The organism is Agarivorans sp. QJM3NY_25, from assembly GCF_050870875.2.
In the GTDB taxonomy this organism is placed as follows: domain Bacteria; phylum Pseudomonadota; class Gammaproteobacteria; order Enterobacterales; family Celerinatantimonadaceae; genus Agarivorans.
In genome coordinates this window covers 4924285-4939932 of sequence record NZ_CP194041.2, presented here as the reverse complement: position 1 = coordinate 4939932, position 15648 = coordinate 4924285, and the positions used below count along the sequence as shown (strand labels likewise).

At 44.0% G+C, this 15648-nt stretch carries 13 protein-coding genes; 9 read left to right on the top strand and 4 right to left on the bottom strand.

Annotation, left to right across the window (positions count from 1 at the left end):
• Positions 1-111 precede the first annotated feature (111 nt).
• Positions 112-2202: a glycogen debranching protein GlgX gene (gene glgX, locus ACRRSW_RS22645; protein ID WP_432460534.1), complete on the top strand. Its 2091-nt coding sequence runs from the start codon at positions 112-114 to the stop codon at positions 2200-2202.
• On the opposite strand, the gene ACRRSW_RS22640 is transcribed toward glgX, so the two are convergent.
• From ACRRSW_RS22640 to pgi, 4 genes are all read right to left on the bottom strand, one after another.
• On the bottom strand, positions 2199-2336 hold the full coding sequence (locus tag ACRRSW_RS22640; RefSeq protein ID WP_432455299.1) for a hypothetical protein: 138 nt from the start codon (positions 2334-2336) through the stop codon (positions 2199-2201). The genes glgX and ACRRSW_RS22640 overlap by 4 nt on opposite strands.
• A 173-nt stretch (positions 2337-2509) precedes the next feature.
• Positions 2510-4852: a DNA polymerase II gene (locus ACRRSW_RS22635; RefSeq protein ID WP_432460533.1), complete on the bottom strand. Its 2343-nt coding sequence runs from the start codon at positions 4850-4852 to the stop codon at positions 2510-2512.
• 152 nt (positions 4853-5004) lie between these two features.
• On the bottom strand, positions 5005-6087 hold the full coding sequence (locus ACRRSW_RS22630; protein WP_432455301.1) for an acyltransferase family protein: 1083 nt from the start codon (positions 6085-6087) through the stop codon (positions 5005-5007).
• A 142-nt stretch (positions 6088-6229) separates the two neighbouring features.
• Entirely contained in the window at positions 6230-7882 is a 1653-nt protein-coding gene (pgi, locus tag ACRRSW_RS22625; protein WP_432455302.1) for a glucose-6-phosphate isomerase, read from the bottom strand.
• 288 nt (positions 7883-8170) lie between these two features.
• On the opposite strand from pgi, the gene ACRRSW_RS22620 reads away from it, so the two are divergent.
• From ACRRSW_RS22620 to ACRRSW_RS22585, 8 genes are all read left to right on the top strand, one after another.
• Positions 8171-9319 carry a diguanylate cyclase gene (locus ACRRSW_RS22620; protein ID WP_432455303.1) on the top strand — a complete coding sequence of 383 codons (1149 nt, stop codon included), beginning with the start codon at positions 8171-8173 and terminating at the stop codon, positions 9317-9319.
• Positions 9320-9321: 2 nt separating this feature from the next.
• Positions 9322-9588, top strand: coding sequence for a YihD family protein (locus ACRRSW_RS22615; protein WP_432456120.1), 267 nt, complete (start codon positions 9322-9324; stop codon positions 9586-9588).
• Between the two features lie 81 nt (positions 9589-9669).
• A complete protein-coding gene (gene ccoG, locus ACRRSW_RS22610; protein ID WP_432460532.1) occupies positions 9670-11085 on the top strand; it encodes a cytochrome c oxidase accessory protein CcoG in 1416 nt (471 codons plus the stop codon).
• Between the two features lie 6 nt (positions 11086-11091).
• The gene (locus tag ACRRSW_RS22605) at positions 11092-11487 is read left to right on the top strand and encodes an MAPEG family protein (protein ID WP_432460531.1); all 396 of its coding nucleotides are present in this window, start codon (positions 11092-11094) and stop codon (positions 11485-11487) included.
• Positions 11488-11567: 80 nt separating this feature from the next.
• The gene (locus tag ACRRSW_RS22600; RefSeq protein ID WP_432460530.1) at positions 11568-12539 is read left to right on the top strand and encodes a serine/threonine protein kinase; all 972 of its coding nucleotides are present in this window, start codon (positions 11568-11570) and stop codon (positions 12537-12539) included.
• A 1-nt stretch (position 12540) separates the two neighbouring features.
• The gene (locus ACRRSW_RS22595; protein ID WP_432460529.1) at positions 12541-13014 is read left to right on the top strand and encodes a CYTH domain-containing protein; all 474 of its coding nucleotides are present in this window, start codon (positions 12541-12543) and stop codon (positions 13012-13014) included.
• 108 nt (positions 13015-13122) lie between these two features.
• Positions 13123-14784 carry an AMP-binding protein gene (locus tag ACRRSW_RS22590; RefSeq protein ID WP_432460528.1) on the top strand — a complete coding sequence of 554 codons (1662 nt, stop codon included), beginning with the start codon at positions 13123-13125 and terminating at the stop codon, positions 14782-14784.
• A 245-nt stretch (positions 14785-15029) separates the two neighbouring features.
• Positions 15030-15638, top strand: a complete 609-nt coding sequence (locus ACRRSW_RS22585; protein ID WP_432455309.1) for a thiol:disulfide interchange protein DsbA/DsbL — start codon at positions 15030-15032, stop codon at positions 15636-15638.
• Positions 15639-15648: the final 10 nt, after the last annotated feature.

The following is a 15648-nucleotide window of genomic DNA, read 5'->3' as shown; positions in this document are numbered from 1 at the left end:
TCTATCTGTGCTGTCTAAAGTTCTGATGCTGCTAAACTATACTGAAGAGCCAATTATAGGCTCGTCATCTCAGGTTATTTGCATTTAAACTTTAATAAGACAGCACAAATTATGGATCTAAATATACAAGCGGGGAGCTCATTTCCTCTGGGTGCCAGTTACAAAGGCACTGGCGTTAATTTCAGTATTTTTTCAAAAAGCGCAACGGCAGTTAATCTATTACTATTTAAAGAGATTAATTCACGTAAACCGTTCGCGAATATCCCACTAAACCCAACTATTAATCGTACCGATCATTATTGGCATATTTATGTTGAAGACCTTGATGTCGGGACTCTTTATGGCTTTCAGGTCGATGGTCCATGGTTACCGGAACTCGGCTTACGTTTTGATCCAAGTAAGGTTTTATTGGATCCCTATGCCAAGGTGACCCACTTTCCGGATAATTATTTACGTTTGGTGGCTGCGCGCCATGGCCACAATAATGTTGATCAGTGCATTAAAGGGGCGGTGGTTGATTTGCGTGGCTTTGATTGGCAAGGCACTCAGCCAATTAAGCGTTCATTGCAAGATACCATTATTTATGAACTACATGTTGCTGGTTTTACCAAGCATCCTTCTTCGGGGGTAGCGGCCCATAAACGTGGCACCTATGCGGGAGTTATCGAAAAAATCCCATATTTAAAGGCGCTTGGCATTACCGCTGTTGAGCTGATGCCTGTGCAACAATTTGATTTGCAAGATGCTCCGCTGGGTAAGCAAAACTATTGGGGTTATAGTCCCATCGCTTTCTTTTCTCCGCATAATGCTTATAGCTCAGATAAAAGTGTTTGTGGCGCTTTTAATGAATTCCGGATCATGGTGCGAGAGCTCCACAAAGCTGGCATCGAGGTGATTCTGGATGTGGTCTTTAATCATACCGCAGAGGGAGGGCATGATGGCCCAACCTTGAGTTTAAAAGGCTTACAAAATGATAGTTACTACATGCTGCAGCCAGAGAAACGTTGGTATGGAAATTACTCTGGATGTGGCAATACTTGTAATGCAAATCATTCGGTCATGCGCAGGATGATCCGTGACTCGTTGCGTTTTTGGGTCAATGATATGCATGTTGATGGTTTTCGTTTTGATTTGGCCTCGGTATTGGCTCGAGATTCACAGGGAAATGTGATGAAAGAGCCGCCTTTATTGTGGTCGATTGATTCAGATCCCTCGCTTGCTGGCACTAAAATTATCGCAGAGGCTTGGGATGCCGCGGGACTGTATCAAGTGGGTGAATTTGTTGGTGATCGTTGGAATGAATGGAATGGTCAGTTTCGCGATGATGTTCGAGCCTTCTTCCGTGGCGATCGTGCTGTTGTGAGTAAGTTCTCTGGTCGTTTATTAGGTAGTCCTGATATTTACTATAAAGATCATCATTCACCTCAGCGTTCCGTGAACTTAGTCACCGCACATGATGGTTTTACCCTCAATGATTTAGTCAGTTATAACGAAAAGCACAATTTAGAAAATGGGGAGAATAATCGAGACGGTGATAATCATAATGTGAGCTATAACCATGGGGTAGAGGGGCCAACTTTAAATCCCAAGATTAATCAATTACGTGAACAGCAAATGAAGAATTTCTTTACCACCTTGCTGTTATCTCTAGGAACGCCAATGATCACTATGGGTGATGAGGTGAAGCGTAGTCAGAATGGGAATAACAATGCTTACTGCCAAGATAATGAAATCTCTTGGTTTGATTGGAATCTGGTGGATGAAAACAGTGATCTCCTAAATTTTGTGCAAAATTTAATTAAATTACGCTGTTACGATGACGTGTTAGAGGAAAAAATCCACCTCAGTTTATCGGATGTGATCCATGATGCGAACATTGAATGGCATGGTGTGCAACAAGCTGAACCGGATTGGTCTGAAGATAGCCATTCTATCGCGGTGACCTTCTTAGACCCTTATTCAAAAGATCGTATGTATATGGTGTTTAATGCTTACTGGGAAGACTTAGAGTTTGTGGCTCCCGATATTGAAGGGTATTGGGTGATGTTAGTCGATACAGCGGCTAAACCGCCTAACGATATTTACGATTTTAAATCGGCTCCAATGTTACAAAATTCTTCGTTTAAAGTGGCGGCTCACTCGGTAAAAGTGTTTGTGGCGAATCCACAAATTGATAAACGTATTGAAAATTGCTTTGTTTAACTAGAGGTCGTTTGCTGAGATGCAGCAATAGTCAGCTGAGTTAAAAAACACGAGGGGGAGTGTTGGTCGTGAAATACACTCCCCAGCATCACCATTAATACCAATATACGAATACTCATAGAAAAAATAGCCACTAGTTTTACCTCTTTAGTTTGCCCTTCCCTATGGCCTCAGATGATTTAAGTCTTTAGTTATTGGAAGGGTAAACTAAGTAAAAGTTTCAAGTAGTTGATATTTTTTGGGTTTATATTTAATTACTGTGATGTTTCCCTAATTCTCAGGGCAAAGGTCTCAGCAGCTTCCAAGCTTAAAACAAGCCCAGTTGAGCACTAATTATTTGCTCAAAATCTAAGTTAATGAAAGGTAATATTGCATCAGCAATGGGTTGCAATTGCTTATCTAAGTAATGTTGATAATCGATTTGACTGCGGCAATAAGCAACAGGTTCAGGCCCATTTACGGTCATCCAATAATTAATAGTCCCTTTATTTTGATATTGCTGTGGTTTACCTAAAGCCTGATTATGTTGGTCGGCGAGGCGTGCAGCCCGAACCTGTGGTGGCACGTTTTTTACGTACTCATCGAGCTTGCGGCGTAAGCGCTTGTGGTAGATCAGTTGTGGGTCGTATTCACCCGCTAACAGCTTAGCGACGGTATCTAGAACAAATTGGCGTGGGTCTTGGTCGGAGAATAGCCGCTCTAACAATCCCGTTTGAAAAATCTTCGCCAGTTCGCTCCAGTCAGAACGTACCGTTTCTAGTCCTTTAATCACCATTTGGTTGTGCGCAGTTAAACCCGCATAGCGTTTTTTACTGCCAGTTTCTGAGCCGCGTATAGTCGGCATTAAGAAGCGTGAAAAGTGAGTTTCAAATTCAATTTCTAGGTAGCTCTCTAGCTGCATTTCTTGGCTGAGCTTATTGCGCCAAAAAAGGTTGATTTCTTTGGCTAGTTGTTGACCAATGGCACTCGCTTGTTCTGGACTTAGTTCTTGATTGAGCCAGACAAAGGTAGAGTCGGTATCACCATAAATCACTTGGTAGCCGTGTTCGGTGATCCAGTCTGCGGTTTGTTGCATCAGCTGGTGGCCGCGCATGGTAATTGAGCTTGCCAAGCGGGGATCGTGAAAGCGACAACCGGTAGAGCCAAGCACTCCATAGAAGCTATTCATCAAAATTTTGATCGCCTGCGAACGGGCTTTGTCTTGATTCGCTTTGGCTTGATCGCGCTGTAACCACAGCTGATTAATAATATCGGGTAAGAAATGTTTGTCGCGGCTAAATACGCCGCCTCTAAAGCCCTCAATGGCATTGTCTGGGCTTGCTAGGCCTTCAATTAAGCCTAAGGGATCAATTTTAAAAGTGCGAATAATAGAGGGGTAGAGGCTCTTAAAATCGAGTACCAGTACATTTTTATATAGCCCAGGCTTAGAGTTCATCACAAAGCCGCCAGGGCTGTCGGCGACAAAGTCATGGCTTAAGTTAGGCGCGATATAACCCGCGCGATGCAGCTTGGGTAAGTAAACATTGGTGAAAGCTGCAACACTACCGCCACTTCTATCCAGCATTAAACCGGTGAGTTGTGCGCGTAAGCAAAGAAATTCAAGGAGTTGGGTATGCTTGAAAATATCGAGTACTAACTTACAGTCTTCTAAATTGTAAGCGGCTAGCTGTGGCTTATCATGGGCAAAATTGTGGTTTATTTCGGCCATTCTATCTTCAACTTCGGCTACCAATTTGCCTCGGTTTAATAGCTGCCGAGCCACATTTTCTAGGCTAAAGCTATCAAAGTGGTAGGTCGCTGATTTTAGCGAGTCGATGCCATCGATCACCACTCGCCCGGGGATACTAATAAAACCGATGTGAGGCATATCGTGACGTTCACGCCATCTGGCAATGCCATGATGGCGACCAATGGCCAATTTAATCCCATGCACGGCAGCGCGTTTAACCAGCAGTCGAAAATCAAAATTGATGACATTCCAACCAATGATGATGTCTGGGTCGAGGTTTTGAAACTCTACTTCTAATTGTTTTAATAGTGCGTACTCATTGGCTAGCCAAGTGATTGGCGTGTCGGCGGCTTGCTCTGGGCCGATCATCAGTACCCGTTGGTAGTTGTCACTATATAAACCAATTGAATATAGCTGACCTTTTTCACTGCACTCAATATCTAGCGATAATACCGACAGTTGGGGCGTATATTGCGCCGCTTTAATTTTTGCCTGCTGCAAGGCGGGGTAACGAGAGTCATGACTCTGCAGGCCAGTAAACAGCATGCTGCCATAACAAAAGCGTTCCGTGAGAAAACGCTCATGCAGTTTTATATCGCTCTCAAAACAGCTTAATCCTGCCTGTTTTAACTGTTGCGCAGCTTGGCTGTGGTTTTTGATACTAGAAAAATAGAGTGCGCTTACCGGCTGGTGTTGGAAGGTTTTTAGGGACACCGAAGCATGACGGTTTAGCTGTGATCCCAGCAGGGCGAGCACCGCATTTAACTGATGGTTGAGAACAAAAAAAACTGGCTGTTGATCATCTATCTCGAGGCAAATAGCACCTTGTTCGCTGGCCAACCACAGCTGAATATGAGCCTGACCTTGACGGTCATAGCTATTGGCTGTGAGTAGAAATCCTTGAATTGCTTGGCTGGTCACGATTGGCTCGGTCTATATTATAGGTTTAGCGGCGAATGTACTAAAGGAACTTAGCATACAACTAATTGCTTTAGCCAATGGCTATTTCTAGAGTGTTTCGTGCTTCGTTGGATTCGCTTGAACAATAATGGAATGAATAAAATTAATCTGCTTTAGGACGACGGCTGGTATAAATGTCTCTTGAGTGCCAAAGCGGGTTTTTCTATGTAATTCCAAGAGCAATAAGCGAGTAGCAGGGTTAAACAGAAAGCCATCACAAACATATGAATCGCTGTCACTTTCGGGATTGTGGTGGCTATCAGTTGCTGTATTGGCCATGCATAAATGTACATGCCGTAAGAATAGTCGCCCAAGTGATTGTAATGCAGAATTTTTCCTTTAGGTAGATAAGCAAAACACATGATTAAGTAGGGAGTGATGATTAGGTAGCTAATAAAAAACAAACTCTGGTTGAGGCTGAAGAATGCCAACAGCAGTATCAGTATGGCGGCTAACATGCCTTTGTAGTTGATGCCAATCCAAGCCCTAAAAACGTAGAGATTACCGCCGATAAAGAAGGCGCTCGCGAAACGATAGAATTTACTATAAAACCAATGCGGCTCGCGACCACTTAGCTGGTCATGAATAAATAACATTAGGCAGATAAGGGCGGTGAGGACGATCACTGTCGGTAGCCAGTTTACGGCAACTTTTAGTTTTCTAGCAAACTGATAAGTCACTCCAAACCCAGTTAATATTAAATACATCTTTAGTTCCCATGGCAGGGTCCATAGCGAACCATTCACACTGCGGTTGTAGGGAGCACTGGTAAATACATCGGGTAGCATTTGGTAGTCGCCAACAATAATAGAGCTATTGTAGATCAGAAAATTTTGGGTCTCGTTATGGCTCAAATATTGGCCTAGGCTTAATTTAGAAAGTTGTAAACCGAGTAAGCAACAAAAAATAACAGAGGTGATCAGTGCAGGGTAGATCCTGAGGCATCGGGATAATACAAAAATAGTTAAAGATCTTGCGGTAAGTAAACTTTTACAAACTAGCAAACCACTGGTAATGAAGAAAATATCCACCGCAATATAGCCTAAGGATAAGCCTAGATATTGGGCGATGGGCTCACTGTGTTCATTACCTGTCGCCAAGCAAAAGCTGTGGCTGTATACCACTAAACATGCCGCTAACATCCTTATTAGCTTGAAGTTATTATCTTTGGTTTTCAGTAATTCTTGTAGCTGCATTGATTGGCCAATATTTATATTTTGAGTATAGGCTTGTTTATATTAGTTGATTATTTATTGCTCGTTGTTGGAATGGTGGGCATAAAAAAAAGCTGGCCTGGGCCAGCTCTTTGCATTTAGTTTTACGTTTAAAAGCTAAAGTTTAGCTCCAGGCTTTAAAGGTATTAATTAAGCCGTTGGTTGAACTGTCGTGAGCGGTGACGGCTTGCTGGCTTTTTAGTTCGGGCAAAATTTGGTTGGCCAACTGTTTGCCAAGCTCTACGCCCCACTGGTCGAAGCTAAAGATGTTCCAGATAACGCCTTGTACGAAGATTTTGTGCTCGTACATCGCAACCAGTGCACCTAAAGAGTAAGGGGTGATTTTCTTAAGCAAAATAGAGTTGGTTGGTTTGTTACCAGTGAATACTTTAAACGGTGCCAGTTCAGCAATTTCTTCAGCTGATTTACCTGCGGCCACTAACTCTGCTTCAACGGTATCGCGAGACTTACCAAAGGCTAAGGCTTCGGTTTGGGCAAAGAAGTTAGACATTAATTTCTGATGATGATCAGACAAAGGATTGTGGCTCACTGCTGGTGCGATAAAATCACATGGGATTAACTTGCTGCCTTGGTGAATTAATTGGTAGAAGGCGTGCTGACCGTTAGTTCCCGGCTCACCCCAAATAATTGGGCCGGTTTGGTAATCAACCGGGTTGCCATTACGGTCGACATTTTTACCGTTGGACTCCATGTCACCTTGTTGGAAGTAAGCTGCAAAGCGGTGCATGTATTGGTCGTAAGGCAGAATCGAAACGCTTTCCGCACCGAAGAAGTTATTGTACCAAATGCCAAGCAAGGCAAGGATTACCGGTAAGTTTTGTTCAAAATCGGTTTCAGCAAAGTGCTTGTCCATGGCATGCGCGCCTTCGAGCAATTCGATGAAGTTATCGTAACCTACCGTTAACGCGACTGATAAACCAATCGCCGACCAAGAAGAGTAACGACCGCCAACCCAATCCCAAAATTCAAACATGTTGTCGGTGTCGATACCAAATTCGGCAACTGCAGGGCCGTTGGTTGACAGGGCTGCAAAATGTTTAGCCACGTGGGCTTGATCGTTCGCCGCCGCTAGGAACCAATCGCGTGCGCTATGCGCATTAGTCATGGTTTCTTGGGTGGTAAAGGTTTTTGATGCCACTAGGAATAAGGTGGTTTCGGGGTCGACTTGTTTTAGAATTTCGGCAATATGAGTGCCATCTACATTCGAAACAAAGTAGGTTTTGATATGTTCAATTTTGTAAGCACCCAACGCTTCAGTAAGCATCACTGGACCCAAGTCTGAACCACCAATCCCAATATTTACAATGCTGCGAATGGCTTTGCCTGTATAACCTTTCCATTCACCGGAGTGGATTTTTTGACAGAAGCCTTGCATTTTTTCCAATACCGCATTAACCGCAGGCATGACGTCTTCGCCGTCTACGATGACCGGGGTATTGCTACGATTTCGTAAGGCGGTATGTAATACAGAACGCCCTTCTGTTTGGTTGATTTTCTCACCAGAGAACATTGCCTTAATCGCGCCATCGAGCTTGGTTTCTTTGGCGAGTGCAAACAGCTGCTGCATAGTGTCGTTAGTGATCAGGTTTTTCGAGTAATCGAGTAAAATTTGCTCGTTAAACGAAACTGAAAAACGCTTGAAACGCTCAGCGTCAGCGGCGAATAATTCGCTGAGTTGAACATCTTTCTGTGCCTCGAAATGCGCTTGTAGCGCTTTCCACGCTTGTGTATGAGTTGGATTGATATTGTCCAGCATTGACCTTGTTCCTTAGATACTTAACCTAATTGACCGAGTTGCAAGTTTATTGACCGTCACTTGCGGCTAGCACTTTACCCTTTCTGGGAAAAAAGACGCAAGCAATCAGATCAAAATACTATGAAAGCCTGTGTTTTGTATTTGCCAAATGTGGCACATTTATCGAAAATTCATTATTTTTTAAGTTTTTTGTCTAGTTTTTAACTCTTGTTTTGGTGTGCGGGCTGTTCGAGTTGTTGTTACAATGACCACAAATTGTTCACTAATGTTGCTAACAAGGATCGATGTTTGCGCAATGTACAGCTTCAAATAAAGTCTGATAATGCCCATTATTTACTGAATAGTGGTCGTTTGGTGGCATTAATGACCGCGCTGTATAGTTTGTTATGGTGGTGGCTATTTTCTCCTGATTATCGTTTTGTACCGGGTTTCATTTGGTTACTGTGCATGTTGCTTTTAGCGGCGGCATTTTATTTTTTCTTGCGCCTAAATCGTGACTTTTCGGCGCATTCAGCGCCTGCTTCACAGCTCGTTCGTTACTTTAGTTTGTCGACTAGTAGTGGGATCTTATGGGGGGTTGGTATCTTGCTATTTGCCCCAGACTTAGGTGGCGCAGAGCGCCTGTTGTTAATGATTTTACTCGGGTCACTGTTATCCTTGGTGGTGGTTCCCAATTTATTAAGCATTAGTAGCTTCAATGGTTTTTGTTTGCCCATTTTATTGGCGCTAACGGTAGTTTCGGTGGATCGTAGTCAAGTCGAATTGGTGGCCTGTTTAGTGCTGTGGCTGAGCTGGGTGCAGCTAAATTTAGTTTTGAAGCGTGCTGAAGCCTTGGTTCAGGCAAATTTTACCGAGGGTGCGCGAAATCGGCTTAAAGTTTTAGAGTTGGCCGATAGTCATGCCTTGATGCGTGAACAAAGCGAGCGAGATGCACTGACCGGTTTATATAATCGGGCGATATTTGAGCAATCCTTGGCTCAGCATTGGCGTTTAAGTGGCCGAGCTAAAACTTCCTTAAGTTTATTATTGATCGACGTTGATTTCTTTAAGCCATATAACGATCATTACGGGCACGTCGCTGGAGATCAGTGTTTAAGCTTGGTTGCGAGTTTGTTTACACAAGCCTTACAGCGTGAAGATGATATCGTTGCGCGCTATGGCGGCGAAGAGTTTGTAATGATCTTGCCCAATACCGATACTAAAGGCGCATTGCAAGTTGCGGAACGAATCAGAACACTACTTGCAGAGGCAAAGTTGCGGCACGAGTACTCCACGGTGGCTAGCTATGTGACCGTGAGCATTGGAATAGCCTGTCTTATTCCTGTGGCGCAACAGAATGCTAAAGACTTCGTAAACAAGGCTGATATAGCCCTATATAGAGCCAAGCAGTTAGGTAGAAACCAAGCTGTAGTGGCCGCTCGTGGAGAAATAGAATGAGTATGCAGTTACATCGTATTGAAGAGCTAATCGATTTACTCAAGCCGGTTTGGCGTCAACAGCCGGAGTTAAATTTAGTCGAAATGCTCACCCAAATCGCCGACCAAGCAGGGTTTAAACAACCTTTGAGTGAGTTAACTGACGATGTTTTAATTTATCAATTGAAAATGTTGAATCTAGCCAAGGATGAGATGATCCCTGGTCTAGCTAAAGATTGCGAAGATGATTTTAAAACTGCGTTACTAAAAGCTCGAGGTATTAAAGCTTAGTATTGCCCGCCAGTTTGTTAGGGCTTACTTGTTTTATAGGTAAGCCTGTAAACGATTGATGCCCCTCAAAAGGATTGAGTGATGAGTGAACGAATTCCCGTTAAAGACGTGAGTCCACCCGCTAGAAAAACAAATGCCAAGAAACGTGCGCCGGTCGATCGATACAACCCTCAAGAACAGATTTATGTACGTGAACAAAAAGGCTTGTTCCAACGTGTACGCAAATATATGGGGTGGTTATTTATTGCCGCTTTTGTGCTTGTGCCATTTATCCCCTACGGCGATCGCCAAGCGATTTTGTTTGATATCGCAGCTCGGCAATATCACTTTTTTAGTCTTACTCTGTGGCCGCAAGATTTATTGCTACTGGCTGGCTTTTTCATTATTGCCGCCTTCGCTCTATTTTTTATAACCACCTTCTTAGGGCGGGTTTGGTGTGGCTATCTTTGTCCGCAAACGGTGTGGACTTTTATTTTTATCTGGTTTGAAGAAAGAATTGAAGGCAGTGCTAATAAGCGGCGTAAGTTAGATCAATCTGCCTGGAATGTGAATAAAATTTGGCGTAAAACCGCTAAGCATGCCGCTTGGGGCGCTGTATCGGTGTTTACGGCACTATCTTTTGCCGCCTATTTTGTACCCGTTAAACAGTTGTGGTGGGATTTTTTTACGTTCAACGCAACCAGCGGCGTGACCTTCTCTATTATTTTCTTCGCGGTTGCCACTTACGCCAATGCAGGTTGGATGCGCACCATTGTATGTACTCATATGTGCCCCTATGCGCGTTTTCAATCAGCGATGTTTGATAAAGATACCTTCATCGTGGGTTACGATACTCAACGCGGCGAAACGCGAGGACCGCGTAAACGTAATGCCGATCCCAAAGCGCTTGGTTTAGGTGATTGTGTGGATTGTGATCTCTGCGTACAAGTCTGTCCCGCGGGGATCGATATTCGTGAAGGTTTGCAGTATGAGTGTATTAACTGTGGCGCTTGTATCGATGCTTGTGACCAAACCATGGAGCGTATGCACTATCCGAAAGGTTTGATCCGTTATACAACCGAACATAATTTAGCGGGTCAGAAAACCGCAATCCTGCGACCCAAACTGATTGGTTATGGAGTGGTTTTAACGGTGATGTTAGTCGCCTTTGTGATGACTTTGATTAATATTAAACCGATGCAACTGGATGTATTGCGTGATCGCTCATCTTTATACAATGAAAATGCCGAGGGCTTAATCGAAAATACTTACACCCTCAAGGTGATTAATAAGTCCTCTGAAGCGCAAGCGTTTCAGTTGAGTGTGCTCGGTCTAGAAGAGGTTGAATGGCTGGGTGCTCAGCAAGTAGAGGTTAAGGGTGGCGAAGTGCTTAATTTACCGGTAACTCTGGTGAGTGACCCTTATTTACTACCGCGACCGATCACCGATATTGAGTTTGTCATGCAAAGTAATGGCCAGCAGGTCACGCAACATAGTCGCTTCATTAGTGGTGGTTAACGTCGCATGAGCGTGGCGTTAAGCTGCTTGGCTTTACTGTTAATGCTGCCCTATTTATTGGCAGCATTTGGCTCTTGGATGCGTAAACGGCAGCTGGGACGAGTGGATAATCAGGACCCTCGCCAGCAAGCGCTACAATTGGATAAACGTGGGCAGCGGATCTACGCTGCCCAACAAAATTCCTGGGAAGCCTTAGTTTTATTCATCGCTGTTATCGTGATTGCTTACTTTTCTGGTTTAGATCCGCAATTGCTCGATGTGCCTGCCGTTGTATATTTGTTGGTCAGGATCTTACATCCCTTGGTTTATCTTTTGGGCCAAGCTTATTTGCGTTCAGCCTTAGCCGCGGTGGGCTGGTTAAGTTGTATTTACATTGTCGTTTTGGCTTTTCAGCAAAGCTAAGCCTCCTTGTCGGCTGGCTAGGCTGATCGTTTTACTGTTACACTGCGCGGATAACTTACCCATAGTGCTGAAGTCATTCTATGAGCGCCTTCCTATTTGCCGAATTGCATCCCGATCTAATTTTAGATGCCATTGAATCACAGGGGATCTACCCCAGTAGTGGTTTACTTGCCTTAAATTCCTATGAAAACCGGGTCTATCAGTTTATGGCTGAAGATGACTTGCGTTATGTGGTTAAATTTTATCGTCCTGAGCGTTGGAGCGAAGCACAGATTATCGAAGAGCATCTATTTAGTTTAGCGATGGCTGCGTCTGACATTCCTGTTGTTGCTCCGATTGTTCGCGATGGTCAAAGCTTGTTTGCGTATCAAGGTTGGTGGTTTGCCCTTTTTCTTAGTGTGGGTGGGCGAGGCTTTGAAGTGGATAATCTTGATCAACTGGAACGGGTTGGTCAATATTTGGGACGGATGCACCAACGTGTGGGGCGTCAGTTATTTGAACATCGTTTATCGATCAATACCGAAGAGATGTTAGAGCAACCTATTGCCTTGCTTAAGGATTGGTTACCTAAGGGCCTCGCCTTACCCTTTTTTACTATTGCCGAACAAGTTGCGGATGCGGCGAAAGTGGCCTACAAGCCCAATAAAATTATTCGCTTACATGGCGATTGTCACCCCAGTAATATTTTGTGGCGTGATGGGCCGATGCTGGTGGATTTGGATGACGCGCGTAATGGTCCAGCTGTGCAAGATATTTGGATGATGTTGGCGGGCGATGATAACGAGCGTCGTTTGCAATTAGAGGTTTTTCTTGAAGGTTATGAATCATTTTGTGAATTTGATAAGCGAGAGTTGGCGCTGATTGAGCCACTGCGGGCGATGCGGATGATCCATTATATGGGGTGGTTGGCACGTCGCTGGGAAGATCCTGCTTTTCAACGTGCCTTTCCTTGGTTTAATTCACAGCGTTATTGGGAAGATCAGATTCTGGCGCTTAAAGAGCAATTATCTGCCTTGCAGCAGCCGCCATTGTCATTAACGCCAGGGTATTAATATGAGCCTCGAAATTGAGCGTAAGTTTTTAGTGAAAAATATGGATTTTGTTGCCCAAGCGACAGCCTCTTTGCGGATAGTGCAGGCCTATCTCAACAGCGATAAGCAGCGTACGGTTCGGGTGCGGATCCAGGGAGAGCAGGGCTACTTAACGATTAAAGGCGTGAGTAATGCCGCTGGTTTGAGTCGTTTCGAATGGGAACAGCCTTTGGCTTTGGCCGACGCCGAGCAATTATTAAATTTGTGTGAGCAGGGGGCTATCGATAAGTTGCGTTATTTGGTACCAGTGGGTCAACATACCTATGAAGTAGATGTTTTTACTGGAAATAATCAGGGGCTGATCGTAGCAGAAGTTGAATTAAACAGCGAACAAGAGCATTTTGAAAAGCCCGATTGGTTAGCAGAAGAAGTCACCGGACAGCGGCAATATTACAATAGTATGTTAGCGAAAACGCCCTTTAAAACTTGGCTTTAAACCGAGTGTTTGTCACATTCCCTAGGCTAATATTTTGATTTAGCTGGCATCCTGTAGTTATCGATATAGGATTAACTGTAAAGGTTGGTTTTTTGTAAGGGGTTTGTTATGAAAAAGTTTGTGACACCAGTGGACGCTTTGATGCATTGGCAACGCATACAACCACAACAGGTCTATTTACGCCAGCCGATTGATGGTGTATTTCATGAAAAAACTTGGGCAATGGTGGCTCGTGAAGCTGGGCAAATTGCTCAAGGGCTGCGACAACAAAATTTAGCGCCGGGTGACAAAGTGGCGATTTTGGCCAAAAATAGCGCAGAATGGTTTATCGCTGATTTGGCTATTATCATGGCCGGTTGTATTAGTGTGCCTATTTATGCCACCGCCAGTGTCGATACCATCCGCTTTGTGTTGCAGCATAGTGAAGCAAAGTTATTGTTTGTTGGTAAGTTAGATGATTGGGATAAGCAAGCGGCCGCAATTCCTAATGGTTTAACTACGGTGGCAATGCCTTACCACACTATGGCTTGCGATATTCAATGGCAAGACTGGTTAGACCGTTTGTCGGCCATCGACAAACATCATCTTTGGTCGGCGCAAGACATTATGACCATTATTTATACCTCTGGTAGTACTGGTGAGCCGAAAGGTGCTGAAATTAGTTTTGCTGCTTATCGCTATGCCTGCGAGCGTCTGATTGTGGTATTAGAGGCCAATCGTGATGACCGGATGATTTCCTACCTCCCCTTAGCCCACATTACTGAGCGTGTTTATATACAAGGCACGAGTATTTTTAGCGGTCAACCTACGGTATCTTTTGTTGAATCGTTAGCCGCTTTTGCCGACAATTTACGCAGTGTTCAACCAACCTTATTTATTTCGGTACCGCGGCTATGGGCTCGTTTTCAGCAAGGCGTATTTGAAAAAATCCCCCCTAAGAAGCTTAAGTTGTTACTGACGGTTCCGCTGTTGTCGAGTTTGATCAAATTAAAAATAAGAAAGGCTTTGGGGTTGAATAAGGCGCGTATTTTAGGTTGTGGCAGCGCACCGATTGCCCCCGCCTTATTACACTGGTATCAAACGCTCGGTCTTAACATCTCAGAAGCGTGGGGGATGACCGAAAACTTAGCCTATGGCAGTTTAAATGTGCCTTTTAGAGCCGATAAGATAGGAACCATCGGTAAAGTTGGCCCTGGGGTAGAATTGAAGCTGTCCAATCAAGGTGAAATTCTGGTGAAAGGCAAAGCGATGATGCGAGGCTATTATAAACACCCAGAGTTGAGTGCCGAGGCGTTGGTCGATGGTTGGCTGCACACTGGTGATAAGGGAACCATCGATAGCGACGGTTATCTAAAAATTATAGGCCGGCTTAAAGAAAGTTTTAAAACGGCGAAAGGAAAGTATGTTGCGCCAGTTCCTATTGAACAGCGCCTTGCGGAAAATTCGATGATAGAACAGGTGTGTGTGGTTGGTAGTGCATTGACTCAGCCCTGCGCCTTAGTTGTGTTAGCTGCTGAGCTGAAGCAGCATTCGCAGCAGCAAATCGAAACCAGCTTAGGCCGTACACTAACTCAGGTAAATCAGCATCTGGAAAGCCATGCCAAGCTGTCTCATTTGATAGTGGTAGAGCAGGATTGGAATGTTGATAATGCCTTGCTCACGCCCACATTAAAAATTAGGCGCAGTGAAATTGAGCACTGTTATGCAAGCTTAATTCATCAGCCTGCAGAGGCTGAAGTGATGTTTGAAAACGGACACTGGTACACTTAAGTCGCGCGGGATTGTTGAGCGCTGCTATTCATCTTGTTGTAGGTTGTAGGCGTTAATGCTTACCTAGATAAACTTAAGTATTTGTTTTTATTTTTATTTTATATATAAATGGAAGCTAATGACTCTTATTATCATCCCTTCGCTCTCGCGGAGGGGGTGATAAAGTCATGGTAAAGCGATTGACCGAGTACTTGCTTATCTTTATGCTCGGTTTTTTATGGGTACATTGAAGGAATTTTAGATTGATGAAAAAAATACTGATTGCTCTCATGGCGCTGTTGGTTATACCGATGGCATTGGCGACAGACTTTAAGCAAGGCACACATTATGAAGTGATCAAGCAAACCGCCACCGCAAAGCCCGAAGTTATGGAGTTTTTCTCTTACTACTGTCCCCATTGTTATAAGTTTGAACCGGTAGCGAAAAGCATTCAATCCTCTTTGCCTGCTGGAGTTGCATTTAAGAAGAACCATGTGAGTTTTCTCGGTGGTAAAGTCATGGGCGAAGAAATGGTTCGTGCCTATGCTGTGGCAGAAATGCTAAATGTGGATTCGCAAGTAAGCAGCGCTATTTTTGATGCAATCCATGTTAAGCGCCAGCGTTTTTCTAGTCGTGATGATATTCGCGATATTTTTGTTGCTAATGGTGTGGATGCCAAGAAATTTGACAGTGCTGCCAACAGTTTTGTGGTCAATGGCATGGTGTCGCAGATGGATAAAAATACCATTAACTATAAAATTCGTGGGGTACCCGCTTTAGTGATTAATGGTAAATATCAAGTGAACACTGGATCGGTTAAATCTCTTGAAGAGCTCAATCAATTAGTGACTTACTTGGTTAACTTAAAAGTCTAATCCTTCACAA

What these genes read in the sequence shown, in the direction of transcription:
- ACRRSW_RS22585 (WP_432455309.1), top strand. Translation starts at nt 15,030, where the DNA reads ATGAAAAAAATACTGATTGCTCTCATGGCGCTGTTGGTTATACCGATG.
- ACRRSW_RS22605 (WP_432460531.1), top strand. Translation starts at nt 11,092, where the DNA reads ATGAGCGTGGCGTTAAGCTGCTTGGCTTTACTGTTAATGCTGCCCTAT.
- ACRRSW_RS22615 (WP_432456120.1), top strand. Translation starts at nt 9,322, where the DNA reads ATGCAGTTACATCGTATTGAAGAGCTAATCGATTTACTCAAGCCGGTT.
- ACRRSW_RS22590 (WP_432460528.1), top strand. Translation starts at nt 13,123, where the DNA reads ATGAAAAAGTTTGTGACACCAGTGGACGCTTTGATGCATTGGCAACGC.
- ACRRSW_RS22630 (WP_432455301.1), bottom strand. Translation starts at nt 6,087, where the DNA reads ATGCAGCTACAAGAATTACTGAAAACCAAAGATAATAACTTCAAGCTA.
- pgi (WP_432455302.1), bottom strand. Translation starts at nt 7,882, where the DNA reads ATGCTGGACAATATCAATCCAACTCATACACAAGCGTGGAAAGCGCTA.
- ccoG (WP_432460532.1), top strand. Translation starts at nt 9,670, where the DNA reads ATGAGTGAACGAATTCCCGTTAAAGACGTGAGTCCACCCGCTAGAAAA.
- ACRRSW_RS22600 (WP_432460530.1), top strand. Translation starts at nt 11,568, where the DNA reads ATGAGCGCCTTCCTATTTGCCGAATTGCATCCCGATCTAATTTTAGAT.
- glgX (WP_432460534.1), top strand. Translation starts at nt 112, where the DNA reads ATGGATCTAAATATACAAGCGGGGAGCTCATTTCCTCTGGGTGCCAGT.
- ACRRSW_RS22595 (WP_432460529.1), top strand. Translation starts at nt 12,541, where the DNA reads ATGAGCCTCGAAATTGAGCGTAAGTTTTTAGTGAAAAATATGGATTTT.